Raw genomic sequence first — 26,550 nt, 5'->3', positions numbered from 1 at the left:
AAGCGGGGGTTATATAGTGTTCGCTGCGTTCTGTCGGGTCTGTCGCGTGCAGATTGCCAAGGCTTCGCTGAGCGCGATCCCAGCCGTGGCGAGCAAAAGCCCATCATGGCCCGACTCGATCACCCTGAACCTGATCGAAGCCAGTTCCGACAATGGCGAAAAGTTGGAGTCCGTCAGAGCAATCACGGGAACTCTTCGATCCGATAGGTTTGAAGCATGTACCGTCGTTTCCTCAGCATAGGGCGCGCAACTGATGATGACTGCCGCATCGTCCGGCGTTGCAAACGCGAGCACATCGTCGCCGCCGACAATGTCCGTTAGCAAGGTCGAACGAATTCTCAATCGGGTCAGGCAATGTTGAAGCAAGGCAGCCATCGGAAAAGTGCCGTTCCCCGCAAGGATGAACACGCAGTTGGCTGAGGAAAGAATTTCCACGGAATGATCTCGAGCAGGAATTCCAGCCGGTTGCGACGGGCCGCCGCGAACAGCCGCTTGATCGTCTGTTCCTGCGAAGCTCGCACTTCCGCATCGTCGTCGGGATGGCAGAAGCACAAGACCTTGACGACGTTTTCAAGCGCCCACTCGTCAAGTCCGCCGAAGTCGGGGCCAAGTTAGGGTTCCAGCGTCAGCGGACGCGAGCCCGGCCATTCGACCGGTCGGCCGACCCAAAGGCCAGTGCCTGACGCGGCGTGAAGCGCACGGCGGCCGAGGCGGTTGTCGCAGAGGATGCCATAGCCCGGTCGGCCGCCCTGAACCTTAAGGGCCGCCTTCAGGCAGAGTTCTTTGAAACGGCCAATCTTTTCGGGCGTGGCACCTGCCATGGCCTCCAGCTGCATGCGGTGGTCGAAGGCGAAGACGCGCATGGTCGACCAGTCATTGTGGCGGTTGGTCGCCCAGTGGATCTGCTCGAGTTCCGCATCCTTGCGCAGCGCCTTGTCCTTGATACCGCGCTTCAGGAAGAAGTCGAGCTCCTCCAACGACGGATAGGCCGGCGTGCAGCCATGGCGGCTGACGGCGAAGGCGCCGCAGGCATTGGCATACTGAAGCGCGCGTGGCCAGGGCGCATCCTCCAGCCAGCCCTTGATGAGGCCCGACATGAAGCCATCGCCTGCGCCGAGAACGTTGAAAACCTCGATCGGATAGCCGGGGCCGCTTTCTCCCTCGTCGAGCGTATTCGGTATCGCACCGGTAAGGGCGACGGCGCCGGCCGCGCCGCGCTTGCAGACGAGCGTGGCGGTGGAGACGGCACGCACGGCACGCAGAGCCTCGATCGTGTTCGTCGAGCCGCCTGCGATATGGAATTCCTCCTCCGTGCCGACGATCAGGTCGAAGAGACGCAGCGTCGATTGCAGCTTGGCGGTCACCTTGCCCGATTCGACGAAGCGGCTCTCGCCGTCGCCATGGCCGGCCACGCCCCAGAGGTTCGGACGGTAATCTATGTCGAGCGCGGTCCGCGCGCCATGCTTGCGCGCGAGCTCCAGCGCCTTGAGCACGGCCTTTTCCGTGCGCGGATGGCTGAGATGGGTACCGGTCGCGACGACCGAGCGGGAACGGGCGATCAGCGCCTCGTCGATATCGTCTTCGCAGAGCGCCATGTCGGCGCAGTTCTCGCGGTAGAAGATCAGCGGAAAGCGGTCCTCGTCCCGGATGCCGAGGAGCACGAGTGCCGTTAGCCGCTCGGGATCGGTCTTGACCCCGGTGACGTCGACGCCTTCGCGTGCAAGCTCCTCGCGAATGAAGCGGCCCATGTGCTCGTCGCCGACGCGGGTGATCAGCGCCGAGCGCAGGCCGAGGCGGGCGGTGCCGGCAGCCATATTGGTCGGCGAGCCGCCGATATATTTGTGGAACGACCCCATGTCTTCCAGACGGCCGCCGATCTGTACCCCGTAAAGATCCACGGACGAGCGTCCGATCGTGATGACATCCAATGACTTGTTCATTTCTTCCTCCGGCACCGGCTGCAATTGCCTAACGTGCATGCTGCCCGCGCCGCTCGAGGCGCAGGCAGCGGGTTGTCGGCTCAGAGCTTGCCCGAGACGTAGCTGATGCTCTCGCGCACGGCGGTTTCCGGATCTGCCAGTGCATGCACTTCCTCGGCAAAAGGCTCGAAGCTGTAGGGGCCTTCGAAGCCTGCGGCGATGAGCGCCTTGATCTGCGGAATGTTCTCCAGCCGATCTTTGGCATCGACGAGCACGCGGTGGGCGTCGAGCATCTCGTCCACGGCGACATTCGGATCGACGACGCCCGAGATGTGGACCAGACCCGTCCTTTCCGGGAAGAAGTCTGTCTCGCCGGCCAGGTGGTGATGGAAGGTATCGTGCACGAGTTTGTAGATGCCGCCTCCTTCAGCCGCGTCGATGGCGCGAAGCGCTTCCTTCTTGGTCCGCAGCGAGGAGATCGGGAAGCCGAGAGGTTCGACCAGGCCTGTCAGTCCGCGCTCCTCAAGGATGGGCTTCATGGCCTTCAGCGCCGCGACGAGATCATCGAACGACACTTTCGTGCCGTCGTTTAGCGGGCACATGACAAGCGCCTTGGCGCCGGAAGCGGCCGCATAGTCGGCGAGCGCCACAGCCTTCTTCGGTAATTCACCCGACCAGACGTTGAACGGATAGAGCGCGTTGATCGAGATGATCGTGACGCCGGCGCTCGCTGCGGCCTTTTTGACGACTTCAGGCTTCACCGTCCCGACGATGTCGGGAAGATCGTTGCGGATCTCGACCTCCGTCAGACCCAGGTCGCGGGCCGCCGTAAAGAAGTTTTCAAGCGACAGCTTGGGCGCGGTGATGTGGTTGATGGCAAAACGCATGGAGGACCTCAGTTGTAAAGCGCAGGGCGAGTGGGAAGATTAATCGCGACTGCAGCACCCTCTGCCTCCTGCGCGGCTACGCAGGCATCGGATGTGATTGCCGCCACATAACCGTCCCAGGAGTTCGGGCCAGCCGCCGTGCCTTTGGTAGCGGCGTTGATGAAGTCCTGCAGCTCAACGTCGTAGCTGGCGATGAAGCGATCCTTCCAATCGGTGAGGATATCGTTTTGAAGCTTGGCGCCGAGACGCGTCTGGATTGCCATCGGCTCAGGCAGAGTGGCAACACCGTCTTCGCCAACGACCTCGCACTGAATGTCGTAGCCGTAGTGGCAGTTGACGAAGATTTCGACATCGATGATCGTGCCCTTGGCAGTCTCCAGAATGACAATCTGGGGATCCCTAAGCTTGGCATGACTGCGCGCTGCCGAACGGGGAAACAGCACACGAGCGGAAACGTAGTCGTCATTCAACAGCCAGCGCAGCACGTCGATTTCGTGAATCATCGTGTCGTGGATGGCCATCGGCGTAACATACTGCTCGGGGACGGCTGGGTTGCGATGGGCGGCATGAACCATGCTCGGCGCACCGATCTTGGTATCCACGAACTGCTTCAGGGCGACATAACCCGCATCATATCTGCGCATGAAACCGACCTGTACAAGTCGTTTGCCGTGCGCAACTTCGGCATCGACGATGCGCTTGGCGCCATCGGCGGTTGTCGCCAGGGGCTTTTCGCAGAAGCATGGCTTACCGGCAGCGATCGCCGCCAGTACATATTGTTCGTGAGTGGCACCCCAAGAGGTGACAAGCACTGCGTCCACATCGGGTGAGGAAATCAGTTCCTCGCCGGTGCTGAAAATTGCAGCATCAGGCGCAATGTCGCTTTTCACCGCTTCGGCCGAGGCGCGGTTGACGTCACTCAACGCGACGACTGTCGCCCCGCCAAGAACCTGATTGATGCGGCGTGCATGGTCTCGGCCGATTGCACCGGTGCCGATGACACCTATTCTAACAGTCATTTGGAAAGCCTCACTTTCGGTACTTTTTGATGTAATTGTTCATTTCGCTACACATGAACCGTCCGGACTCGTCCGCCTTGTCCTCCCAGGCGAAGACGCAGGAGGTCATAATACCGTCGAAGCCGATATCGGCGAGCGTGCCGAAGAAGTCGTCCCAGGGAACCTCGCCTTGGCCGATATTGAGATGTTGGTGAACACGCGCTTGGGTACCCGGTGGGTTGAGAATATAGCGCAGACCCGAAGACGCTTTGTGATTGAAGGTATCGCCCACATGAACGTGCGCGAGAACGTCCTTGGCCTCGCGCAGCATCGCCTTGGTATCGTCGCCGAAGTAGAAGGTGTGCGGGGCGCAATAGAGGAACTTGACGTTCTTCGAATTCACCGTGCGGATGATGTCGAGCGCGGGCTGCAAGGTTTCGCACCAGTCTTCGGGATGCGGCTCGACGTGTAAATTGATGTTCTCACGTTCGAAGATCGGTACAAGTTCCTCCATCGAGCGCCACCATGCGTCTTCACAGGCCTCGATCATCGACCCGGTGTGGCAGCAGTAGCACGAGCCCTTGTCGGGGTGCGGACCACGCCCGAATTCCGAGTTCATCGTATCGACTTCCATCTCCACCGCGATTTCGATGGCGCGCTTCCAGTGACGCACAGCGGCCTGACGCTCGGTCTCGTCATTCGAGGCCCAGCGATACATCGGCAACAGTGAGGCGATCTTCACACCCTCGGCGGCGAGCGCTTTCTTGAAGGTTTTGATACGCTCAGGGAAAACGCGGGGTGCCTTGAACCACTCCAGAAAATCGGCGCGGGGGCTCAGTTCAATCCATTCATAGCCGAGCTCACGGACCTTCCGCGGCAGCTGCTCGAGGCTGAGATGACGATGCATAAACGGGTCAACGGCAATACGCATATGTTGCTTCCTTCGTGTTTTAGCGACACGCCTTAGAAGGCGTCGATTGGTGGGGCCGCGGGATCCGGGAGGAGATCGACCGCGGCCCCGGCCGTCATTTTTGGTAGGCGGCCATGTTGTCGGGGGTGACGAGTTCGAACGGTACCCAAAGGGTGCGCTCGCTGGCCTGCTTTCCTGCCAACTTGACAGCCGTCTGGACTGCGGCTTCGCCTTGCTTTGTTGCGTTCTGGAAAACTGTCGCGTCGATGTCTCCGGCCTTCATGGCGGCCAGTCCATCTGGCGTGGCATCGATACCGGTGATGACAACGTCGTTCATCGCAACGCCGGCCGCCTTCAAAGCCTGAGCAGCGCCAATGGCCATCTCGTCATTATTGGCAACCACCGCATCGAACTTCAGCCCAGCCGTCAGCCAGGAAGACACGAGATCCTGCGCCTGGGTCCTGTTCCAGTTCGCTGTCTGCTTTTCGACGATATCGATCCGGCAATCGGGTTGAGAAAAGACGGCCTCGACATCCTTTGTGCGCACAAGGGCTGCATGGTTTTCCAGCGGCCCCATTAGAATTACGGCGCGACCTTTGCCGCCCAGAAGCTTGCAGGCGGCTTTCGCTTCCATCGTACCGGAATCGAGTTCGTTGGAACCGACAAAGGCTGTGCCTTCCGGCAATCCCGAAGCGAGTTCGGCCGGCGGATGATTGACGTAGACGAGCGGGATCTTCGCATCAGCTGCCGCCCGCGTGATCGCGGCCGTCGAGTCGCCGTCAACGGCATTCACGATGATTGCATCAACACCGTTGGCAATGAAGTTTTGGATTTGGTTGAGCTGTTTGGCAGGATCGAGTTGAGCGTCCTCTGTGAGGAGTTCGACATTTTTTACCCGTTTTGCTTCATCGCGGATTCCGTTCAGCAGAATCGTCAGAAATGGGTTATCGAACGACGTCATTGTCACCGCCACGCGCGTGCCAGCAAAGGCCGGCGCGGCTAGAAGGCAAAGCGCGGTCGTTATGAGCAGCTTCTTCATTTCGGGTCGTCCCATCTTCGCCTATCGAAGACAGAGGGCGGCAGGGGCCGCCCATCCGTCAGCTCTTCTTGATACGCTTGCGTTGGCGATAGACGTCGGCGACGACAGCCGCCACAATGATCGCGCCCTTCAGCATTTCCTGGTAATAGGCGTCCAGCCGCAGGAAGGTGAAACCTGAGATAATCACGCCGAAAATGACCATTCCGATCATCGTGCCAATGACTGATCCGCGGCCGCCAGAGAGCGAAACGCCGCCGATGACAGCCATTGCAATCGCATCAAGCTCGTACATAGAGCCCATGCCGGCCTGCGCGGTCAGACCTCGGGCAGCGACGACAATACCAGCAAGGCCAGACAACAAGCCGGCTACGGCATAAATCTTGACGGTGTGACGCTCGACGTTGATACCCGACACCCGCGCCGCCTGGGGATTGGCGCCGACGGCATAGGTGAACTTGCCGTAGCGCGTATAGCGCAGAACGATGTGCAGGATTGCTGCGACCGCAAGGAAGATAAAGATGGGGGCCAAACCTTTTCCGAGTGCAGCGAAACTGTCGGTCGGAAAGCTGATCGGCTGCCCCTTCGTATACCACTTGGCAAAACCGCGAGCCGTGACCATCATACCAAGGGTGGCGATGAAGGGGGGAATTTTCGTGTACGCTATCAAAAGGCCGTTGATCATGCCACAGAGCAAACCGACGACCAAGCCCACCGCAACCGGCAGTATTACCGGCAGATCAGTCAAGTGGGGGTAGACTGCTCGATCATACGTGCCGACTTGCGCCAGGCTCATGGATATCATGGCAGTCGCACCGACGATCGAACCGGAACTCAGGTCGATCCCGCCAGAGATAATGACCTGGGTCACGCCGATGGCGATGATGCCCACGACCGATACCTGGAGGATCATAATCGAGAGGCGTTGAGTGTTGGCAAGGAAGCTCTGGCCTTGCAGGATCCAGCCCAGAATCTCAAATGTCAGCGAGATGCCGACAAGAATCAGCAGGATGCTCAGTTCCGCCGGCACGCGTCGCCGGGGTCGGGTGGCCGGCAATGCCGATTGTGATGTCGCATTCGTCATAAGATCTTTCCTCCCGTAATGAACACTAGCGTGCTGCGAGGTTCATTATCTTCACTTGAGTTGCCTCGGCGCGATCAAGAAAGCCCGAAACGTGCCCTTCATGCATGACCATGATCCGGTCGCTCATCCCGAGGACCTCCGGCAATTCAGATGAGATCATCAGGACCGCCACACCTTCGGCGGCAAGGGCCGTTATCAGGCGATGAATCTCCGCTTTAGCGCCGACATCGATGCCGCGAGTTGGCTCGTCGAGGATCAAAATCCGCGGTTTGGTCAGAAGCCAGCGTGCGATCAAGAGCTTCTGCTGGTTCCCGCCCGAGAGATTCTCGACGGTCTCCTGGAGGTTCGGCGTCTTGACGCGAAGCTTGGCGGCCATTTCCTCCGAGAGTCTTGTCACTGTTGCTTGATCGACGAAGCCCGCTTTGACGTGCGACCGCGTGATCAGCGCGGATTGAATGTTTTCAAGGCAATTCAGTATCAGGAAGCAGCCCGTTTCCTTTCGATCCTCGGTCAGAAAGGCCATGCCATGGGCCATGGCCGCGCTCGGACTGTCGATCTTTACCGGCGTGCCATCGATCACGATCTCGCCTGACGCTGCCGGTTGAACACCAAACAGCGCTTCGGCGACGTTGGAGCGCTTTGAGCCCACGAGACCCGCAAGGCCGAGGATCTCTCCTCGCCGGACCGAAAACGAGATGTCATGGAAGACGCCGGGAATCGACAAATTCCGAACCTCAAGAGCGACATCGCCGATCGGGCAGTCGATCTTGGGAAACATGTTGGTGATCTCACGTCCAACCATCATGCGGATGATGTCGTCGCGGGTTACATCCTTTGAAGAATGTGTCCCGACATATTTCCCATCGCGAAACACCGTGAACTCGTCGGCGATCTCAAAGAGTTCGTTCATTTTATGGGTAATGTAGACGATACCTATGCCGCGCGAGCGGAGGTCACGTATGATCGTAAAAAGATGCTCAACTTCGCGATCTGTCAGCGCCGATGTTGGCTCATCCATGATGAGGACGGAGGATTCGTAGCTGACTGCGCGCGCGATCTCGACCATCTGTTTTTGAGCTACTGTCAATTCGGACACTTGAGCTCGTGGATCGAGTACGATGTTCAGGCGAGCAAAGAGCTCCTCCGTCATCGTCACCATCTTGGAATGGTCGATGAGTCCAAGGCGGTTCTTGGGCTCGCGTCTGATCCAGATGTTCTCCGCCACTGTCATCCAGTTCATTAACTGGAGCTCCTGGTGGATCATCGCGATCCCTTGCTCCAGCGCGTCAAGCGGTGACTTCAGCACTGTCGGGACACCGCGAAGACGTATTTCACCAGCGTCTGGCTGGTATATCCCGGCGATGATTTTCATGAGCGTCGACTTGCCAGCCCCGTTTTCGCCCATCAATGCGTGGACAGTTCCGGGTCTGACGCGAAGCTGCACGTTGTCGAGCGCCAAAACACCCGGGAACTCTTTGCGAATACCCTCGATTGCAAGCAGGCCGTCGGCTTCCGTGGCCTCGAGTACGCGCTTGATAGCTGCCGCTGTGGTGGGACTTACCATGGCTTATCCTCCATCGCTCAGAAATCGAAAGAGGCGGCATATCCGCCTCCTTCGACGCTACGATCTGTTTTAGTTCTTGGCCTGGTAGTCTTTGAGATTTGCCGGCGTAACGAGTTCGAACGGCACATAGCCTTTCTTCTCGACGGTCTCGCCGCGCGCAATCTTCAGAGCCGCATCTACAGCGCCCTTTCCCTGCCCCGCAGCGTTCTGGAAGACGGAGACATCGAGGTCGCCAGCGGCCATGGCAGCAAGCGCGTCCTGAGTGGCGTCCACGCCGGAGACAATCACGTCTTTCATGTCTTTTCCGGCAGCTTTCAGCGACTGGATCGCGCCAATTGCCATCTCATCGTTGTTGGCAATGACAGCGTCAAACTCCACGCCGGCAGATAGCCAGTTGGTCATCAGGTCGGCGCCCTGTGTGCGCGACCAGTTGGCGGTCTGCTCCTCAACGATCTTGATGAAACTGCACTCGGGTGTCGCAATCACGTCCTTGATGTCCTGCGTGCGCATGCGGGCGGCCTGGTTGGAGAGCTCGCCCATCATGACGACGGCTTTCGCCTCTGTCTTCCCAGCCTCCTTCAGAAGGCGGCAAACTTCCTTGGTTTCGAGCGTTCCGGACTCTTTCTCGTCGGAAGCCACAAAGGCCTGCTTTTCGGGAAGCTGGTCCACGTTTACTGGCTGACGGTTGACATAAATCAACGGAATACCTGCCGCATCGGCGGCCTGCGAGAGCGCAACGGTCGCATCCGTATCAACTGGATTGACGATAATGGCGTCGACGCCAGAGGCGACAAAGTTTTGGACCTGGCTGAGCTGCTTACCAACGTCGTTTTGCGCATCCTCGATCTGAAGTGTAACGCCGTCCTGGGTCTTGGCGTAGTCGGTCATGCCGTTTCGAAGAACCGTGAGAAAATTATCGTCGAAGAGCGCCATCGAGACGCCGATCGTCTCGGCCGACGCGGTCGTCGCCAACATGCTGGCGAAAGCTGCAATAATCAGGTGCTTTTTCATTTCATTCTCCTCCAGAGGTTATCGCGGGGCCAAAAGCCCCAGTCAGTCATTTGGCAACAAGAATTCGCTGACGAAGATCAATGATCTCCATCATCGGTTGGTCAGGATTTTAGTTATCCCGGTGGGGCAGCCTCCTGTCTCCACCACCCGGCAGGACAATTTCCTAGTGGAGGGCCGTGGTCAACGTCTCTTGACGGTTACCGGCTATCAGCGCTGATAGAAACAATGCAGCTGGGCATGATAGAATCCATCAAACCATCACAGACTCTCAGGCACCCAAAGCTGTGCAGGGAGGAAGCGTTGTCCCGGCGTTTCTGCCATGCCTTGTTCGATCGTATGAACCATGGTGGCAATGAGGTCAGCGCATAATTCACGCAGTGGCGTCTGAAATACGCCGGTGATGCGCCGTTCAAGTAGCGCCTGTCGTGATTCCGGCGTCAGTTCATTGACGAGGCAGCCGATCTTTTCGCCTTTGTTCGTTTCCTGCAAAGCTTCGATCGCGCCTTCCATCCCGCCCCCGATGCAGTAAACACCCACCAGGTCATGATGGCGAGAAACGGCGTCCATCAGCAATTCATACGTCAAGCGCCGGGTTTCAAGGTTGATTAGCGCATCCAGCACCTCGAACTCCGGAGCGTATTCCCGCATATAACTGCGAAATCCAGTCTCGCGTAGCGAATGCCCGTGAAATCGGTGACCACCTAGAAGCAGGAGCAGTTTGCCAGGTGAGTGCGACAGCTTGGACAGGAGCCATGCGGCGGTCCGCCCCACTTTCATGTTGTTCGTGCCGAGATATGCCTCCCGCACGCCTTGGGCAAAGTCGGAAAGCAGCGAGAAGGTAGGAATACCCTTGGATTTGAGAGCGCTCACCGCCGATGTGACGTCATGATGGTCTGGTCCGATAGCACCAACTGCCTGTACCTTTCCCTTCATGCCGAGCAGCAGCTCCGAAATCTCACCGGGCTCACCGGACTTTGCAAACTGCACATGCACTTGAAGACGCCGGTCCTTGACCGCACGTGCGGCGGCCTGCAGTTCTTCGGCAAATGCTTGATAGAACGCGTGGCGTTCTTTGCGCAAAACCACGCCCAGATTGTAGGAAGGCAAATCTGCCAGCATTCGCTGCCGAATTATATTTGTGCCGTGGAATCCGACCCGCTCGGCAGCAGAGAACACCCGTTTTGATGTTTCTTCGCGCACGGGGAGTCGGGCATTTAACACGCGATCGACTGTTGCAACGCTAACGCCAGCCGCTTCTGCGACGTCCGCAATCGTGGGACGCTTCATCGAAATCACCTCAGGGAAAGATAGGGTTTCTTCACAATGTGACATAGATTGTCATGCGGATTGAGAGAAACCAATCAGCAATGCAAAAAATATCTGTCCTTGTTCTAGCTGCAGCCCCTTCGCTCACGATGTAAGTGGAGTTTGATGCGTCACGCCGCCTCGCCGCGGGCGTCAAGTCTAGAATCGTGAGGTCACTGCAAGGTCATCGTTTGGACCGACGATCCGCCGAGAGACGCTGCATGTCTGGCAAAATGCCGCGATGGTTGACCGGTTGGATGATGATCCGTTGTCCGCACGCATTTAATCGTCTTGTACTTCAGAGCGTAGCCACTCCTGAAACTCATCGGCGATGGGAAGGCTCTGTTTTTCCTCAGGGCGGACGACGTAATACGCGTTTTCGGTTCTCATCGTGCTGGACGTCAGGGGTAGGAGCATGCCGGTCTCTAGCTCCTCCTCTATCAGATAAGTTGGCAGAAGCGCCGCACCGAGCCCGGCTATCGCTGCTGCCACCATCATCGAAAACTGGTCAAATCGGAGCCCGACATATGCATTTTCTACGATCGAACCTTGTATTCGAAACCAGTCCGACCATAGCTTTGGCCGCGTGGTGAGGTGTAGCAATGGAATGGTAGAGAGATCGCCTGCTGCCTCTTGCCTCGCCCGTTCGGCGAGTGCTGAACTTGCTATCGGCATCACGGTCTCATGGCAGAGGAACGTTGGGGTGCCACCTGCCCATATAGGTTGTCCGTAGTGGATAGCGAGATCGAAACTATCCTCCATGAAGCTGAACGGCTTCGAACGAGATTCAATCGTTAGCGCAACATCTTGATGCGTCGCGAGGAAACGCCCAAGGCGGGGGACGAGCCATTTCGCGCCGAAGGTTGGAAGTGTCGCTATCTTTAGCGATGCGCGCGTCCGACCTGCTGCCGCGGCATCGATCATAAGCCGTTCCGATCGTGCAAGAAGATCCTTGACCTCCGGCAGTAGCCTTTGTCCGGCCTCAGAAAGGATGACACGTTGACGAATGCGCTCGAAAAGCTTGAGGCCAGTCTGTCGCTCCAGATCTGCAATCTGGCGGCTAATCGCGCTCTGGGTCAGGTTTAGCTCTTCTGCTGCGCGAGAAAAATTCGCGTGGCGGGCCGCACATTCAAACGCTTGAAGGGTCACAATGTCTGGCACTAGGCTTCGGCGCATACCTATTCCATTTTCGCATAAAGTTAGCCGCACAAGTCACAACACGTGGCTGCCACAGAAGAGTATATTGCATTTCCAGCATCAAGTCACAAACTCTTCAAAGGTCTAAAACAATGACGAAGCATGTCACGTCGAGCGACATCCGCGCGGCGTTTTCTGGAGCGATGTCGGCCATGTATCGCACCGAGGTCCCTGCTTACGGAACTCTGATGGATCTTGTGGCCCGGGTTAACAAGGAAGCACTTGCCGCCAAGCCCGAACTTAGGGCTCGCCTTGAAGCGACAGACAATCTTGATCGGATATCTGAGGAGCGTCACGGCGCAATCCGCTTGGGCACGGCGGACGAGCTTGCGATGATGCGGCGCGTCTTTGCGGTCATGGGTATGTATCCGGTTGGCTACTACGATCTATCCACGGCAGGAGTGCCCGTCCATTCGACTGCGTTTCGACCGGTCGGCGAGGAAGCCCTTAAGCGCAACCCTTTTCGCGTCTTTACGTCTTTGCTTCGCCTCGACATTATCGCGGACGAGACCTTGCGCAAAGAAGCGGCCGACATTCTCGCCAAGCGGCAGATTTTCACCAGCGGCGCAGTCGAGCTGACCAAAAAGGCGGAAGTCGAAGGTGGGCTGTGCAAAGAGGATGCGGATCGTTTCGTTGCGGAAGTGTTGGAGACATTCCGCTGGCATGACAAAGCTATAGTCGATGCCGATTTGTATCATCGTCTGCACGATGCCCATCGCCTGATCGCCGATGTCGTTTCCTTCAAGGGACCACACATCAACCACCTCACCCCTCGCACGCTTGATATCGACAAGGTGCAAGCGCTGATGCCCGAATACGGGATTTCCCCGAAAGCGGTCGTTGAAGGACCGCCGACGCGCGACTGCCCGGTCCTGCTGCGCCAGACCTCTTTTAAGGCGCTTGAAGAAAAGGTGTCATTTGAGGACGGTCGGGGAGGCTGGAAAGCCGGCTCCCATACGGCGCGCTTCGGCGAGATCGAACAGCGGGGCATTGCCCTTACCCCAAAAGGCAGGGGTCTTTACGACAAGCTTCTCGACGAATCCCGCAAGGTTGTGCGTCCGGCTGCGGATGGCTCGAACGCCAAGGCCTACGAAGCGGCGCTTGCGCAAATTTTTCATGCGTTCCCCGACAACTGGGCGGCCATCCGCGCTGATGGGCTAGGGTATTTCAGTTACTCGCTTACGGAGAAAGGGAAGAAGGGCTCTGTGCTGCCGGGTGCAAGCATAGAATCCCTCATTGCAGACGGCCTGATCCAGTTTGATCCCATCGTTTACGAGGATTTCCTTCCCGTCAGCGCAGCCGGCATTTTCCAGTCGAATCTTGGCGACGGCGCTCAGCAGGAATTCGTGGCGAGTCCAAATCAAAAGCGCTTCGAAGCAGACCTCGGTGCGCAAGTGCTGAACGAATTTGATCATTATGCGCAAATTGAGAAAGCTTCACTGGATGCCTGCATCTCGCAACTGAAAAATCGTCCCGCCGCCGAGTGAACCGTCACAGAAATCGCGCAAGCAGAAGCCGACCTGGAGTCCCAAAATGAACGTTTCCGTAAAGACTGTTTCCGTTACTGAAGAAGCCGCCGCGATACTCGGCCGCCTCGGCGTGGCAAAATCACGTTACACCGAAGGCGACATCGTTGCCTTCTCTCCGATTACCGGCGAACAAACGGGCAAGCTGAAAGCGATGAGTTCGGCAGAGGCGACCAAGGTGATCGAACAGGCTCACGAAGCCTTCCAGACGTGGCGCCTCGTGCCCGCTCCGAAGCGTGGCGAACTTGTCCGTCTCCTCGGCGAGGAACTACGTGCCGCCAAAACGGATTTGGGCCGGCTCGTTTCGATCGAAGCAGGCAAAATTCCTTCCGAGGGATTGGGCGAAGTGCAGGAAATGATCGACATCTGCGATTTCGCTGTCGGCCTTTCCCGCCAGCTTTACGGTCTCACAATTGCTACCGAGCGCCCGGGCCACCGTATGATGGAAACCTGGCATCCCCTCGGTGTCATCGGCATCATTTCCGCTTTCAATTTCCCGGTCGCCGTTTGGGCCTGGAACGCAGCATTGGCTTTGGTCTGCGGCAACAGCATCGTGTGGAAACCATCGGAGAAGTCGCTGCTTACAGCATTGGCGTCGCAGGCGATTCTCGAACGCGCCCTCAAGCGTTATGGCGAGGCTCCGGAAGGCCTCTCCCAGGTTCTGATCGGCAATCGAGCGATCGGTGAAGTGCTCGTTGATCATCCAAAGGTTCCGCTCGTGTCAGCGACGGGTTCCACTCGCATGGGCCGCGACGTCGGCCCGCGGCTGGCCAAGCGTTTCGCTCGCGCCATCTTGGAACTTGGCGGCAACAACGGCGGCATCGTATGCCCGTCAGCTGATCTCGACATGGCGCTTCGAGCCATCGCCTTTGGCGCGATGGGCACGGCTGGCCAGCGGTGCACGACGTTGCGTCGCCTGTTCGTCCATGAAAGCATCTATGATCAGCTCGTACCGCGCCTGAAAAAGGCCTATGAGAGCGTCTCTGTTGGGGATCCGCTGCAGTCGACAGCGTTGGTCGGACCGCTGATCGACAAAATCGCTTTTGAAAACATGCAGAAGGCACTTGTTGAAGCCAAGGCGCACGGAGGCACCGTTTTGGGTGGGCAACGTGTGGATGTCGGTCACGATCTGGCATTCTACGTCAAGCCGGCGCTTGTCGAAATGCCCAAGCATGAAGGCCCGGTTCTGGAAGAAACCTTCGCACCTATTCTGTACGTCATGAGATATAGCGATTTCGATGCGGTCATCGCCGATCACAATGCGGTGGGTGCGGGCTTGTCTTCCTCGATCTTCACCCTCGACATGAGGGAAGCCGAGCGATTCGTAGCTGCCGATGGCTCCGATTGTGGTATCGCCAACGTGAACATCGGCACGTCGGGTGCAGAGATCGGCGGTGCGTTCGGAGGCGAAAAGGAAACGGGAGGCGGCCGTGAATCCGGCTCCGACGCCTGGAGAGCCTACATGCGCCGTACGACGAACACGATCAACTATTCGAAGTCGCTGCCCCTGGCACAGGGCGTTTCTTTTGACATCGAATAGGAATGGCGCGTTTCATGACGATCTCAACAAAAATCGAAGAAGCGGGCTTCAAACCGGCTTCACGGATCGCCTCGGTTGGCGTTTCGAAGATTCTCCAGATCGGCGCACGCGCCGCTGCAATGAAGCGCGATGGTCTGCCGGTCATCGTGCTGGGAGCCGGCGAGCCCGATTTCGATACGCCGGAGAACGTCAAGGAGGCTGCTAAGGCCGCCATCGACGCTGGCGAAACGAAATACACCGCTCTGGACGGCACGCCGGCCCTGAAGAAGGCGATCGTCGAAAAGTTCAGACGGGAAAACGGCATCGACTACGATATCAACGAGGTTACGGTTGCGACAGGCGCCAAGCAGATCCTCTTCAACGCCTTTATGGCGACGCTCGATCCCGGCGACGAAGTGATCATCCCGACGCCTTACTGGACTTCCTATTCCGACATCGTCGAGATTTGCGGTGGTGTGTCAGTCCTTATCCCGTGCGACGCCAAGGCCAACTTCCGTCTCCAGGCCGAACAGCTGGAAAAGGCAATCACATCAAAAACCCGTTGGATTCTTCTTAACTCGCCGTCCAATCCATCGGGCGCTGCCTACACCGCCGAGGATTACCGCCCCCTCCTGGATGTTTTGATCCGTCATCCGCATGTCTGGTTGATGGTCGACGACATGTACGAGCACATCGTCTACGAGGATTTCGCATTTGCGACACCTGTCGCGATCGAGCCTCGACTGAAGAATCGCACGTTGACGATCAACGGTGTATCGAAAGCCTACGCGATGACGGGCTGGCGCATCGGTTATGCGGGTGGCCCGAAGGCTTTGATCAAAGCGATGGCGGTGATCCAGAGCCAGGCGACGTCCTGCCCCTGTTCGGTCAGCCAGGCTGCCTCGGTCGAGGCTCTGAACGGACCCCAGGCGTTTCTGAAAGAGAGACAGGAGAGCTTCCGTCGTCGCCGCGATCTTGTTGTCGAGCGCCTGAACGAAATCGACGGGTTGGATTGCCGTACTCCTGAGGGTGCTTTCTATACTTTTTCCAGTTGCGCCGACGTTTTGGGCAAACTGACACCGAAAGGTAAGAAGATTGAAGCCGACCATGACTTCACCGACTATCTTCTAGAAGAGGCCCACGTCGCGGTCGTCCCTGGCTCGGCCTTTGGCCTATCTCCCTATTTTCGGATTTCGTACGCGACTTCGGAAGCCGAATTGATGGAAGCACTCAATCGTATCAAGCATGCTTGCTCTGCATTGCAGAATTGATGTCATTGCCTGGTTCGGGGTGCGTATAAACTGATGATACCGCGCCTCCATTCCGGTTTTGGAAAACAGCAGTTGCCGCCCGGCTTCATCGAGAGGCTCGTCGAAGTCGGGTTCAATGGCGACGTGGAACAGCGCGCAACGTCGCGCTCTGTCTTCGCGACTGACAATTCTATCTACCAGGTAAACCCGGCAGCAATTCTGTTTCCGCGAGATGCCGACGACCTGAAGAAGATTGCAAAAGCGCTTTCCGATCCTCGTTTCGCGGATCTCACCATCGCCCCGCGTGGGGGCGGCACGGGGACGAACGGACAGTCGCTCACCTCCGGTATCGCGGTGGACTGCTCGCGGTACATGAACCGGATCCTGGAAATTGATCCGGCGAGAAAGGTCGCCCGAGTTCAGGCAGGTATTGTCAAGGACCAGTTGAACCGAGCCTTGAAGCCACACGGATTGTTCTTCGCGCCGGAGCTTTCAACCTCGAACCGGGCCACAATCGGTGGCATGGTTTCGACCGACGCCTGCGGCCAAGGGTCGTGCCTTTACGGCAAGACCTCGAATCACGTGCTTGGGCTTCGTATCGTGCTCATGGACGGCTCTGACTGGTGGTCGCGTCCGATGGATGAAGAAGCGCTTGCCAAGACCCTGGCGAGGGGTGACCGAATCGGCGACGTTCACAGGACGGTTGAGCGCATCGCACGAGAAAAGCGCGATCGCATAGAGGAGGTTTTTCCCAACCTCAATCGCTACATGACAGGCTACGATCTAGCTCATATCCGTCGCGCCGACGGCCGCTTCGATTTGAACGCCGTTCTGTGCGGCTCGGAAGGCACCCTTGCCATGATCGCCGAGGCAGAACTCAATCTTATGCCGATCCCGGCGCAGGCCGCCCTCGTCAACATCCGCTACAGCGACTTCAACGCCGCGCTGGAAGACGCTCGCACCCTAAGCGCCCTCAATGTTGCCTCTGTCGAGACGATCGACGAGAAGGTGCTGGGGCTTGCAAAGAACGATATCGTCTGGACCGACATAGCCCGGTTCTTCCCTGAGAGCCACACAGGCGTGGCAAACGGCATCAATCTCGTCGAGGTGCTGGCCGACGATGAGGCCGAACTCCAACGAAAGCTTGAAGCGGTCACGGCGGTGCTCGATGAGGGACTGGATATCAACCGCCTCAGCTATACTGTGGTCCGCGGGCATGCCGACGTCGAGGCGGTATGGAATATGCGCAAGCGCGCTGTCGGCTTGCTCGGCAATGTGGACGGCCCCGTCCGTCCGGTCGCCTTCGTCGAGGATACAGCTGTCCCGCCCGAGAACTTGGCTGCCTATATCCGTGAATTTCGCGCGCTACTTGACAGGGCGGGCCTCTCCTACGGGATGTTCGGTCATGTCGACGCAGGGGTGCTGCACGTACGGCCGGCACTCGACTTGACCCGTGACGATCACGTACCTTTGCTGCGCCAGATCAGCGACGCCGTAGTGGCGCTCACTCGCAAACACGGCGGCGTTCTGTGGGGCGAGCACGGTAAGGGCGTGCGCTCGGAATATGTGCCGGAATTCTTCGGCGACCTTTACCCTTGCCTCCAAGACATCAAACGGGCTTTCGATCCGAACAACCGCCTCAACCCGGGCAAGATCGCCGCGCCGTCCACCGCGTCACTGCTCAAGATCGACGAAGTACCTTTAAGGGGCGCTTTCGATCGCATAATCGGTAACGAAATACGCGCCGCCTTCGACAATGCCGCCTATTGCAACGGCAATGGCGCTTGTTTCGACTTCGACGAGACGAGCCCCATGTGTCCCTCCTACAAGGCGACCCGCGATCGGCGATACTCGCCAAAAGGACGCGCCATGCTTGTGCGGGAATGGCTGCGACTGCTTGGCGAGAAGGGCATTGATCCACGCAGAGAGTCCGTACGTCTGCGCCGGCGACACCCACTCTTGAGCCTGACGGCACGTGTTATAAACAGCCTTAACCCGAGAAACCGTAACGACTTTTCCCACGAGGTGCGAGAAGCAATGGACACCTGCCTTGCGTGCAAGGCTTGTGCCGGGCAGTGTCCCGTGAAGGTCAGTGTGCCGGCGTTCCGTTCTAAGTTTCTGGAGCTGTATTATGGCCGTTACTTGCGTCCACTAAAGGACTCGGTGGTTTCCGGTATCGAAACCACCCTCCCTTTGATGGCGCGGATCCGTCCGCTCTACAATCTCGTCGCCGGCACATCGCCTGGCAAGCGGCTGATGCGAGCGATTGGGTTGACGGCGCTTCCACTTCTACCGCGGCGCTCATTTTCCCAGGAAGTCCGCCGTTTGGGTGTCGAGATCGCTCACGCGAGAGAGATCGAGAAGCTATCGCCAGATGAAAAGGATCGGGTTGTCGTATTTGTTTTCGACAGCTTCACATCCCATTTCGAACCAAACGTGCCGATTGCAGCCATTCGCGTTGCTCGTAAGCTGGACTTGATCCCGTATCTCGCCGCATGCCATCAGAATGGTAAAGCATTACACGTTCATGGGTACCTCGGTCGTTTCGAGAAAGCTGCCGCAAAGACGGAACGTTACCTCCGAGCCCTAGCAGACGCCGGCGTTGCTCTCGTTGGGTTGGATCCCTCAATGACGCTTGTTTACCGCAGCGAGTATCACGGATTACGGACGAGTGGTCGCAAGGCGACCGTTCTTCTTCCGCAAGAATGGCTTGCAGAGAATTTGAGCAGGCAATCGATTAAACCTATTCCATCGCCGTCACGCGAATACAGCCTCCTTCCTCATTGTACCGAGCGTAGCAACCTTCCGTCCGCCTCAAACCAGTGGAAGTCGGTTTTTCAGGCTCTTGGCGCAAGTGTGCATGTAGAAAATGTAGGATGTTGCGGAATGGCCGGGACCTTTGGTCACGAGGTCCGCAACCGCGGTATCTCGGAGCAGCTTTACGCTATGAGTTGGGCGCCATCTGTAGCTGAAGCATCAGAAAACAAGGTCGTCATGGCCACAGGGTATTCGTGCCGATGCCAGGCAAAGTTGATCGATGGTAGGTCTCTACCTCACCCGCTAGAGGTGATCTACACTATGCTCGATTGAAGTGTCGTTCTGAATCAGCCAGAGGCTGAGTTGCTGTTGTGAGGTTCGATAGCAGCGGTCCATAACGAGTTGCCATGACGGGAAACGGAAACCCCGTTTGGCCCCGTGGAGACCGAGAACCTGTCCATTGTGACGATTTGTAGTGAGCAGATCCGCGAACGCTTCCGCGCTCAGCATGTCGTCCTCGGCGAGGATTTCCGCCACGCGACGTCGGCCGCGTTCCCGTGCGGGGGCCAACGCGGCCTGCAGCGCATCAGCCGGCTCGGCCACTTCCTCTACCGGAAATATATCCTCGCGAGCCAGCGGCTCTTGATGGGAATCCAACTGTTGACCCTGCAATCTTGGAGCATCGGCCGAGTGTGCCTTACGCAGATTTGCTAGAAGACCGGAAATCTGCGCGCTGCTCAGCTATTGCTGCCGCGAGGCTCGAAAGCACCGTCTCGTAGCCGGCCAGAAGTTGACGACGCACTTGGGATCACTGAGCAGATCGAACCCTGAAATTGGACCTTCGGGCTAACCAACTCAGCGGCATCAACCTGCCGCACAAGAAGTCAGGTAGTGTCTGCATTTTGCAACGCAGCACACAATTCCTACACCGAAAAAGGATTCATACTTTACAAAGATATCATAATCTGTGAAGTAGTGTATAACTTCACAGATTGGACCGATGCCTTGAACCCGACACGCTTTGCCACCCGCCTCAATTCATTTGCTTCCGCCGCTCATCGGGAATGGCCGGGCCAGTCTACAAAGCCGTCGGTCGTGCAGATGGCCAACCGCGCCGCCCGGGTGAAAGGCCTGACCGACCTCGACCTGAACTATCCCGACCACGTGAGTGAGAATCCCAAGGAACTTGCGCAAAAGCTCAGCAATCTCGGGCTTTCGATCAATGGCTTCGCTATGCGCTACTATACAAATCCTGCCTTTAAGCTCGGCGCTTTCACACATCCGGATGAAGCCGTCCGGCGCGAGGCGATCGATCTGACGAAGAAAGGGATCGATGCCGCCCGTGAAGCCGGATCGAGCTTGATGACGATATGGCTTGGCCAAGACGGCTTCGATTATGCATTCCAGGCCGATTATGAGAAGATTTGGCAACACGAAATAGATGGAATCCGTGAAGTTTGTGAGCACGATCCCGATTGCCTGATCTCGATCGAGTATAAGCCGAACGAGCCCCGCTCCTATAGCCTGATGCCCGATGCGGCCACGACGTTGCTCGCCATCAAGGAAGTCGGTGCGAAGAACCTGGGCGTCACGCTGGACTTCGCGCATGTGCTCTACGCCGATGAGCAGCCTGCATTCGCTGCCGCCTTGATCGCCCGCCACAGCCGCGTGCTTGGTGTCCATCTCAATGACGGCTACGCAAAGCGTGACGACGGCCTAATGGTCGGCGCGGTCCACACGCTTCAGACCATCGAGTTACTCCGCCAGATCAGGCGCGACGGCTATGACGGCGCGATTTATTTCGACACGTTCCCCGATATGACCGGGCTCGATCCGGTCCACGAATGCGAGGTCAACATCAAGACCGTCCAGCGGATGTTGAAGGTCGTCGACCGCCTCGAGCAGGACAATCGCCTCGCAAGTGCGATTGACCGACAGGACGCCGTTTCTACGCAGGCCATCGTACAGGAGCTGATGTTCGGCGCGGAGCACTGAACCACCAAACCCTCCGGGAGGAAAACATGAAGAGAATTTTCGCTGTGGCTCTCGCCGCAACCCTTTGTGCTGGCATCGCGACAGCACAGGAACTCAAGCCGCTCAATTCGGATTCTGAACCAGACCGCATGGACTGGTCCAAACTGGAAACGACACTCGGTGCGCTACCGAAGCTGCCCGAGGGCTTCAAGGTCGGTGGCGTCTCCAAGACCCTGACCAATGAATACTGGCGTTCGCTCGGCGAAGGCTATCAGAAGTTCGCGGACAAAGTCGGCGCGACGGTGGCTTATCAGGCCGCCCAGAGCGAGGGTGACCAGCTCGGCCAGCTGACGATCGCCGAGGGCATGGTCACCCAGGGCTACAACGTGCTGCTGGTGTCGCCGCAAACCGACGCCAACCTCCAGCCCGTCATTGAACAGGCGAAGGCCGCCAACGTGCCTGTCGTTAACGTCAACGATGCTGTAATCCCGCAGGCGGAGCATTACGTCGGCAATGTCCAGCGAGACAACGGCGTCCGAGTCGCAAAATGGTTCATCGAGAACCGTCCGAATGGCGGCAAAGTCGCAATAGTCGAGGGTCAGGCGGGTGTTTATGCAGCCGTCCAGCGCACTGACGGCTTCAAGAGCACGATCGAAGAAGGCGGCAAATTCACTGTCGTCGCGAGCGTGCCCGGCAATTGGGATCGCCAGATGTCCTATGATGCGGCAACCAATATCCTCCAGCAGCATCCCGACCTCGTCGGCTTCTACTGCAACAACGATGGCATGGCGCTTGGCGTTGTCGAGGCCGTGAAAGCCGTGGGCCTGGAGGACAAGGTCGTCGTCTTCGGCACGGACGGCATCTCTGATGCCTACAAGTCGATCGCGGCGGGCGAACTGACGGGTACAGTCGACAGCTTCCCAGTGTTGACGGGTGAAGTGGCGATGGAAGTGGCGCTCCGCCTCGTCGCGGGCCAGAAGCTGCCGCGGGTTGTCGCAACGCCACAGGCTCTCATCACCAAGGACAACATCAACGACTTCCAAGGCGAAAGTGTCGATGTGCGCTCGGTGCTGATGAAAGCGGCCGGAAAGTAAAACGCCTCCCAAGCGGGACGGTCGGCATGGCCGGCCGTCCAAACTCTCAAAGGTTGGATTTCCATGGCTGCTCCCAGATTGGCGTTCGAGAATATCTCCAAAGTCTTTCCCGGCGTCAAAGCGCTCTCCGACGTCTCCTTTGACGTCGCGCCCGGTGAGATCCATGCGCTGCTCGGTGAGAACGGCGCGGGAAAGTCGACATTGCTTCGAATCCTGTCCGGTGTCTTTCGTGCGACGGAAGGGGAAGTCAGGGTCGACGGCGCCGCCCATCACTTCAAGCGTCCCGAAAGTGCTCGCCAGGCCGGGATCGCCATGATCCACCAGGAGCTTCAACAGGTGCCGCATCTCACTGTGGCGCAGAACATGTTCCTCGGTCACTCGCTGACCCGTTTCGGCGGCATCGTGGTCAATCGCCGGGAGCAGGAACGGCGCGCAGCCGAGGCGCTCGCGATGATCGATCCCTCCATCAATCCGGCCGCTCCCATTTCCACGCTGAAGGTTGCGCAGCGGCAGGTCGTCGAGATCGCCCGCGCGCTGTTGGACAAGGCGAAGATCATCGCCATGGACGAACCCACGTCGAGCCTGACACCGAGCGAATTCGAACGATTGGCCGATATCATCGAGCGGCTGGCTGCGAGCGGCGTCTCAATCATCTACGTGTCCCACAAGATGGACGAGGTGTTCTGCGTCTGCCAGCGCGCCACGGTCATGCGCGACGGTAAGGTCGTCGGGATAGTCGATCTGAGGAAAACCGCAACGGCCGAGGTCATCGCGATGATGGTTGGCCGCGAGCTCCTGGCCGAGGAGCACCACTCGCACGCAACGACGACGGCGAGTGTCGAGGTGCGGAACCTCAACACGGCTCGCGTCCGCGACATATCCTTTGACCTTCACAAAGGCGAGGTCCTGGGCGTGGCGGGTCTCGTTGGTTCGGGCAGGACTGAACTCTTGCGCGCGCTCTCAGGTGCCGACAAGGTGACGTCGGGCACCGTCAAGGTCGACGGGAAGCTGCTCACTCTCTCCAATCCACGCGCGGCCATTGCCGCAGGCATCGGCCTCCTTCCCGAAGAGCGCAAGCGCGAAGGCATCATTCCCGGCCGGTCCGTCACCATCAACATGGCGCTGCCATCGATGAACCGTTTCTCGAAAGGCGGGTTCATCAACCACCGGAAACTCAAGCGGACTGCAGAAGACCTGCTCAAACGCGTCAACCTCAGACCATTCCAGCTCGATCGGCAGATCAGGTTGTTTAGTGGCGGCAACCAGCAGAAGGCGATCATCGCACGGTGGCTGGCGGCGGACTCGCGCATCCTGTTGTTCGACGAACCGACGCGAGGCATCGACGTTGGCGCGAAATCCGAAATCTACCACCTGATCGAGGCCCTCGCTGCAGAAGGTCATTCGGTGATCGTCGTCTCCTCAGAGCTTCCCGAAGTGATGCGGGTCTCCGACCGCGTCCTCGTCATGCGTGACGGCATTATCGTCGCAGAACTCGGTCGCGACGAGCTTTCCGAAGAAACCATCGTCTCCCATGCCGTCGGGAAGGCCGACAGTCGCCCTGGCGCGGCATGACCAACAGGAACAATTCCATGTCTGACACGACCCAGAATGCCGCAGTGCCCTCGTCCAAACTGTTCGGATCTTTCTCGGTACGAGATGCCGGCACGTTGATCGGCCTGATTACCATCGTGGTGCTCTTCGGCTTGCTTGCCCCTGACTTTCTATCCCAGCGAAATCTGCTCAACATCCTGCAGCAATCGAGCATCAATGCCTGCCTGGCCCTCGGGATGACGCTGGTGATCATCTCTGGCGGCATTGATCTTTCGGTCGGCCCTACCGCGGCGATCGCCGCCGTGATCACAGCGACGCTGCTTGTTGCGGGCATACCCGTTCCTCTCGCCATCCTGGCCGGCCTCGGCATCGGTGTCATTTGCGGTCTCGTCAACGGTGTTCTCGTCGCCTACGCCGGACTGCAGCCCTTCATCGTCACCCTTGGTACGCTGAGCACTTATCGCGCCATTGCGCTGATCTATACGGGCGGCAATCCGGTGCTTGGCGTTCCCCAGGGCTTCCGAGCACTGTTCAACGGTTCGCTGATGGGCATCCCCAATCCCGTTATCATGGTCGCTGTCGTAGCCCTTCTCGCTTGGATCCTGCTCAAGAAGACTCCACTTGGCGAATACCTTCTAGCCGTCGGTGGCAACGAGGAAGCGGCCTATGTCGCGGGCGTGCCGATCGCCGTCACCAAAATCACCGCCTATGTGATTTCGGGCGTCCTCGCCGCCCTGGCCTCCATGATCCTGATCGGTCGCCTTGGCGCAGCGGAGCCCATCCTTGGCAATCTCTGGGAACTCGACGCGATCGCAGCGGCCGCGATCGGCGGGGCATCCCTCATGGGCGGCAAGGGAAGCGTCATGGGCACTATTTTCGGTGCGATCATCCTCGGCGCGATGCGCAACGGACTGACGCTGATGAACGTTCAGGCCTTCTATCAACTTCTGGCCACTGGTCTTATTATCCTGGTCGCGATGATGATCGATCGCGTCACAAGGGGTAGAGGATGAATTCTGCAAATGATCTCAAGGCGGTGGGCCCACGTATCCGGATGATGATGCCTCGGCTCACCCCTTTGGAAGCACGGGTCGTGGAAACTGTGTTCGGATTGCGCGATTTCTCGGAGGACACCGCGCTCAAGGACATCGCCACCGAAGCCGGGGTATCCGAGGCCATGGTGGTGAAGATCACTAAAAAGCTCGGTTTCAACGGCTACCGGGATTTCCGCTCGGCGGTGTCGAACTACAACAAGCTTCCGACGGCCGAGATGCATCAGGAGCTTTCCGTTGAAGATAGCTCGCGGGAGATCATCCAGAAGGTATTCAGGACCTCGATCCATGCGCTCGAGGAAACGCTGGCGATCCTGGACGTCGATGCTTTCGACAGAGCGGCGGACCTCCTTGCGAAGGCTGAGCAGAGGGATTTCTATGGCGTCGGCGGGTCTGCCCAGATCGCGAGAGATGTTGCCCATAAGTTCCTGCGGATCGGGGTAAGAGCGAACGTGCAGGACGATTCTCACATGATGCTGATGTCGGCTTCGTTGCTGGGAGCGGATGATGTGGCGCTCGCCTTCTCTCATTCCGGCAACACCACGGCAGTAATCGATGCAGTGCAGCTGGCCAGAAGGAGTGGCGCACGAACGATCGCGATCACCAATTACGGGGGCTCGCCCTTGGCGCAGATCGCCGACATCGTTCTCTGCTCGACGGCCCAGGGCTCCCCTCTGATGGGCGAAAACGCTGCTGCCCGGATCGCCCAGCTCAACATTCTCGACGCGCTCTTTGTCGCGGTCGCTCAACGCAACTACGACGCCGCGGAAAAGAACCTCGAAAAAACGATGTCGGCGGTGGCATCAAAACGCAAGGACAAGATCGTATGACGATCGCCTCCCCCTCCGTTATTGTCTTCGGAAGTCTGCACTATGACATCATGGTGCATGGCCCGGCGCGACCGCGAAAAGGCGAAACAGTGGCGGGAGAGAGCTGGCACCCGAAGTGCGGTGGCAAGGGCGGCAACCAGGCGGTCTCGGCGGCGAAGACCGGCATCCGGACCGCAATGATTGGCGCGGTCGCCGATGATGCCTTCGGCCGCGCGCTCGTAGAAAATCTCGGTCGTCAAGGCGTCGACCACCGCTTCGTCAAGGTAGCGGATGACGTTGGCAGCGGCATGAGCGTAGCGATCTTCGACAGCGAGGGCGACTATGGAGCGGTGATCGTGTCCGGAAGCAATCTCTTCCTCGGACAATCGGATGTGGATCGAGCAGCGGAGCTGTTCAGCGAGCAAGGCGTACTTGTTCTGCAAAACGAGGTGCCCGACCTGGCCAATGTCGCCGCCGCCAAGGCAATGAAAGCAGCTGGCGGGCGCGTCATCCTCAACGCGGCCCCGGCTCGCGATCTGTCTCGCTCACTCTGCGAACTGGTCGACGTCATCGTCGTCAATGCCATCGAAGCCGAGCAACTGACCGATGTCGCCGTATTCGACTCCCTCGCGGGCGCTCTCGACGCCGCGCGTCTGCTTGCCCAAACTTATCCAGCCGCAGTCGTCACAGCGGGGGGCGAGGGCCTTGCCTGCGCGACGAAGTCGGGCAAGGAATTTCTGATCGAGGCTATCAAGGTAAGGCTCGTCAGCACCCATGGCGCCGGTGACGAATTCACCGGCGTGCTGGCCGCTGAAATCGCAAGAGGGACCGGCATGGAGGACGCGCTCCGCGCCGCCAATCATGCAGCCGCCGTGCTTGTCAGTACGCCGCGCGACACCGTTCAGTAGTTGATATTCGGCTGTTCACCGAAACGGGACGCCTATGCTCATCACCATTGTTGCGGGCACCTCCCCGCGAAGCGTGCATAAATCACTGAGTTGCGTCCGCATTTGGAGTTTGCCGACGGTTAAGGCAGGCCTCATCGTCCATCCATCACGACGGAATAATTATTTTAGCGTGAGATGACGATCGGCGGCTTTGCCAACG

General features: G+C 58.4%; 20 protein-coding genes and 2 pseudogenes. 10 read left to right on the top strand and 12 right to left on the bottom strand.

Going from position 1 to position 26,550, the window contains the following annotated elements; genetic code table 11:
• Nucleotides 1-9: 9 nt before the first annotated feature.
• From QA644_RS22615 to QA644_RS22565, 11 genes and pseudogenes are all read right to left on the bottom strand, one after another.
• Nucleotides 10-429: an SIS domain-containing protein gene (locus QA644_RS22615; protein ID WP_283073994.1), complete on the bottom strand. Its 420-nt coding sequence runs from the start codon at nt 427-429 to the stop codon at nt 10-12.
• Nucleotides 429-1,940, bottom strand: a pseudogene (iolC, locus tag QA644_RS22610) (5-dehydro-2-deoxygluconokinase); the annotation flags it as partial. The pseudogene iolC and the gene QA644_RS22615, both read right to left, overlap by 1 nt.
• A gap of 80 nt (nt 1,941-2,020) precedes the next feature.
• Nucleotides 2,021-2,806, bottom strand: a complete 786-nt coding sequence (locus tag QA644_RS22605) for a TIM barrel protein (RefSeq protein ID WP_283073425.1) — start codon at nt 2,804-2,806, stop codon at nt 2,021-2,023.
• An 8-nt stretch (nt 2,807-2,814) separates the two neighbouring features.
• Nucleotides 2,815-3,825, bottom strand: a complete 1,011-nt coding sequence (locus tag QA644_RS22600) for a Gfo/Idh/MocA family oxidoreductase (protein WP_283073424.1) — start codon at nt 3,823-3,825, stop codon at nt 2,815-2,817.
• A gap of 10 nt (nt 3,826-3,835) precedes the next feature.
• A complete protein-coding gene (locus QA644_RS22595) occupies nt 3,836-4,735 on the bottom strand; it encodes a sugar phosphate isomerase/epimerase (protein WP_239601471.1) in 900 nt (299 codons plus the stop codon).
• A gap of 94 nt (nt 4,736-4,829) precedes the next feature.
• Nucleotides 4,830-5,753, bottom strand: a complete 924-nt coding sequence (locus QA644_RS22590) for a substrate-binding domain-containing protein (RefSeq protein ID WP_283073423.1) — start codon at nt 5,751-5,753, stop codon at nt 4,830-4,832.
• 58 nt (nt 5,754-5,811) lie between these two features.
• Nucleotides 5,812-6,834 carry an ABC transporter permease gene (locus QA644_RS22585; RefSeq protein WP_239601473.1) on the bottom strand — a complete coding sequence of 341 codons (1,023 nt, stop codon included), beginning with the start codon at nt 6,832-6,834 and terminating at the stop codon, nt 5,812-5,814.
• Between the two features lie 25 nt (nt 6,835-6,859).
• Entirely contained in the window at nt 6,860-8,398 is a 1,539-nt protein-coding gene (locus tag QA644_RS22580; RefSeq protein ID WP_194731654.1) for a sugar ABC transporter ATP-binding protein, read from the bottom strand.
• Nucleotides 8,399-8,467: 69 nt separating this feature from the next.
• On the bottom strand, nt 8,468-9,409 hold the full coding sequence (locus tag QA644_RS22575) for a sugar ABC transporter substrate-binding protein (RefSeq protein WP_133940216.1): 942 nt from the start codon (nt 9,407-9,409) through the stop codon (nt 8,468-8,470).
• Nucleotides 9,410-9,667: 258 nt separating this feature from the next.
• Nucleotides 9,668-10,696, bottom strand: coding sequence for a LacI family DNA-binding transcriptional regulator (locus QA644_RS22570; protein ID WP_283073422.1), 1,029 nt, complete (start codon nt 10,694-10,696; stop codon nt 9,668-9,670).
• A 300-nt stretch (nt 10,697-10,996) separates the two neighbouring features.
• Nucleotides 10,997-11,896, bottom strand: a complete 900-nt coding sequence (locus QA644_RS22565; protein WP_283073993.1) for a LysR family transcriptional regulator — start codon at nt 11,894-11,896, stop codon at nt 10,997-10,999.
• Nucleotides 11,897-12,003: 107 nt separating this feature from the next.
• Between QA644_RS22565 and QA644_RS22560 the strand changes: the two genes are divergently transcribed.
• Genes QA644_RS22560 through QA644_RS22545 form a run of 4 tightly spaced genes read left to right on the top strand, consistent with a single transcriptional unit; the run spans nt 12,004 to nt 19,296 of the window.
• Nucleotides 12,004-13,398 (top strand): VOC family protein, encoded by a 1,395-nt coding sequence (locus QA644_RS22560; RefSeq protein ID WP_283073421.1) that lies wholly within the window; start codon nt 12,004-12,006, stop codon nt 13,396-13,398.
• A gap of 46 nt (nt 13,399-13,444) precedes the next feature.
• Nucleotides 13,445-14,977, top strand: a complete 1,533-nt coding sequence (locus QA644_RS22555) for an aldehyde dehydrogenase family protein (RefSeq protein WP_239601478.1) — start codon at nt 13,445-13,447, stop codon at nt 14,975-14,977.
• 14 nt (nt 14,978-14,991) lie between these two features.
• Nucleotides 14,992-16,227 (top strand): pyridoxal phosphate-dependent aminotransferase, encoded by a 1,236-nt coding sequence (locus QA644_RS22550; RefSeq protein ID WP_283073420.1) that lies wholly within the window; start codon nt 14,992-14,994, stop codon nt 16,225-16,227.
• A 33-nt stretch (nt 16,228-16,260) separates the two neighbouring features.
• A complete protein-coding gene (locus QA644_RS22545) occupies nt 16,261-19,296 on the top strand; it encodes an FAD-binding and (Fe-S)-binding domain-containing protein (RefSeq protein WP_283073419.1) in 3,036 nt (1,011 codons plus the stop codon).
• 66 nt (nt 19,297-19,362) lie between these two features.
• On the opposite strand, the pseudogene QA644_RS22540 reads toward QA644_RS22545, so the two are convergent.
• Nucleotides 19,363-19,608, bottom strand: a pseudogene (locus QA644_RS22540) (XRE family transcriptional regulator); the annotation flags it as partial.
• A gap of 360 nt (nt 19,609-19,968) precedes the next feature.
• Between QA644_RS22540 and QA644_RS22535 the strand changes: the two are divergent.
• From QA644_RS22535 to QA644_RS22510, 6 genes are all read left to right on the top strand, one after another.
• Nucleotides 19,969-20,958, top strand: coding sequence for a TIM barrel protein (locus tag QA644_RS22535; protein ID WP_283073418.1), 990 nt, complete (start codon nt 19,969-19,971; stop codon nt 20,956-20,958).
• Nucleotides 20,959-20,984: 26 nt separating this feature from the next.
• Nucleotides 20,985-22,031: a substrate-binding domain-containing protein gene (locus QA644_RS22530; protein WP_283073417.1), complete on the top strand. Its 1,047-nt coding sequence runs from the start codon at nt 20,985-20,987 to the stop codon at nt 22,029-22,031.
• Between the two features lie 63 nt (nt 22,032-22,094).
• A complete protein-coding gene (locus QA644_RS22525) occupies nt 22,095-23,603 on the top strand; it encodes a sugar ABC transporter ATP-binding protein (RefSeq protein WP_283073416.1) in 1,509 nt (502 codons plus the stop codon).
• A gap of 17 nt (nt 23,604-23,620) precedes the next feature.
• On the top strand, nt 23,621-24,595 hold the full coding sequence (locus tag QA644_RS22520; RefSeq protein WP_283073415.1) for an ABC transporter permease: 975 nt from the start codon (nt 23,621-23,623) through the stop codon (nt 24,593-24,595).
• Nucleotides 24,592-25,464 (top strand): MurR/RpiR family transcriptional regulator, encoded by an 873-nt coding sequence (locus QA644_RS22515; protein WP_283073414.1) that lies wholly within the window; start codon nt 24,592-24,594, stop codon nt 25,462-25,464. The genes QA644_RS22520 and QA644_RS22515 overlap by 4 nt, the downstream gene beginning before the upstream one ends.
• Entirely contained in the window at nt 25,461-26,351 is an 891-nt protein-coding gene (locus QA644_RS22510; RefSeq protein WP_194731666.1) for a ribokinase, read from the top strand. The genes QA644_RS22515 and QA644_RS22510 overlap by 4 nt, the downstream gene beginning before the upstream one ends.
• The last annotated feature ends 199 nt before the right edge of the window (nt 26,352-26,550 follow it).

Source organism: Rhizobium sp. CC1099 (genome assembly GCF_029714385.1).
In the GTDB taxonomy this organism is placed as follows: domain Bacteria; phylum Pseudomonadota; class Alphaproteobacteria; order Rhizobiales; family Rhizobiaceae; genus Rhizobium.
Note: the sequence above shows the minus strand (reverse complement) of the source record. Positions and strands in the feature narration are given on the sequence as shown.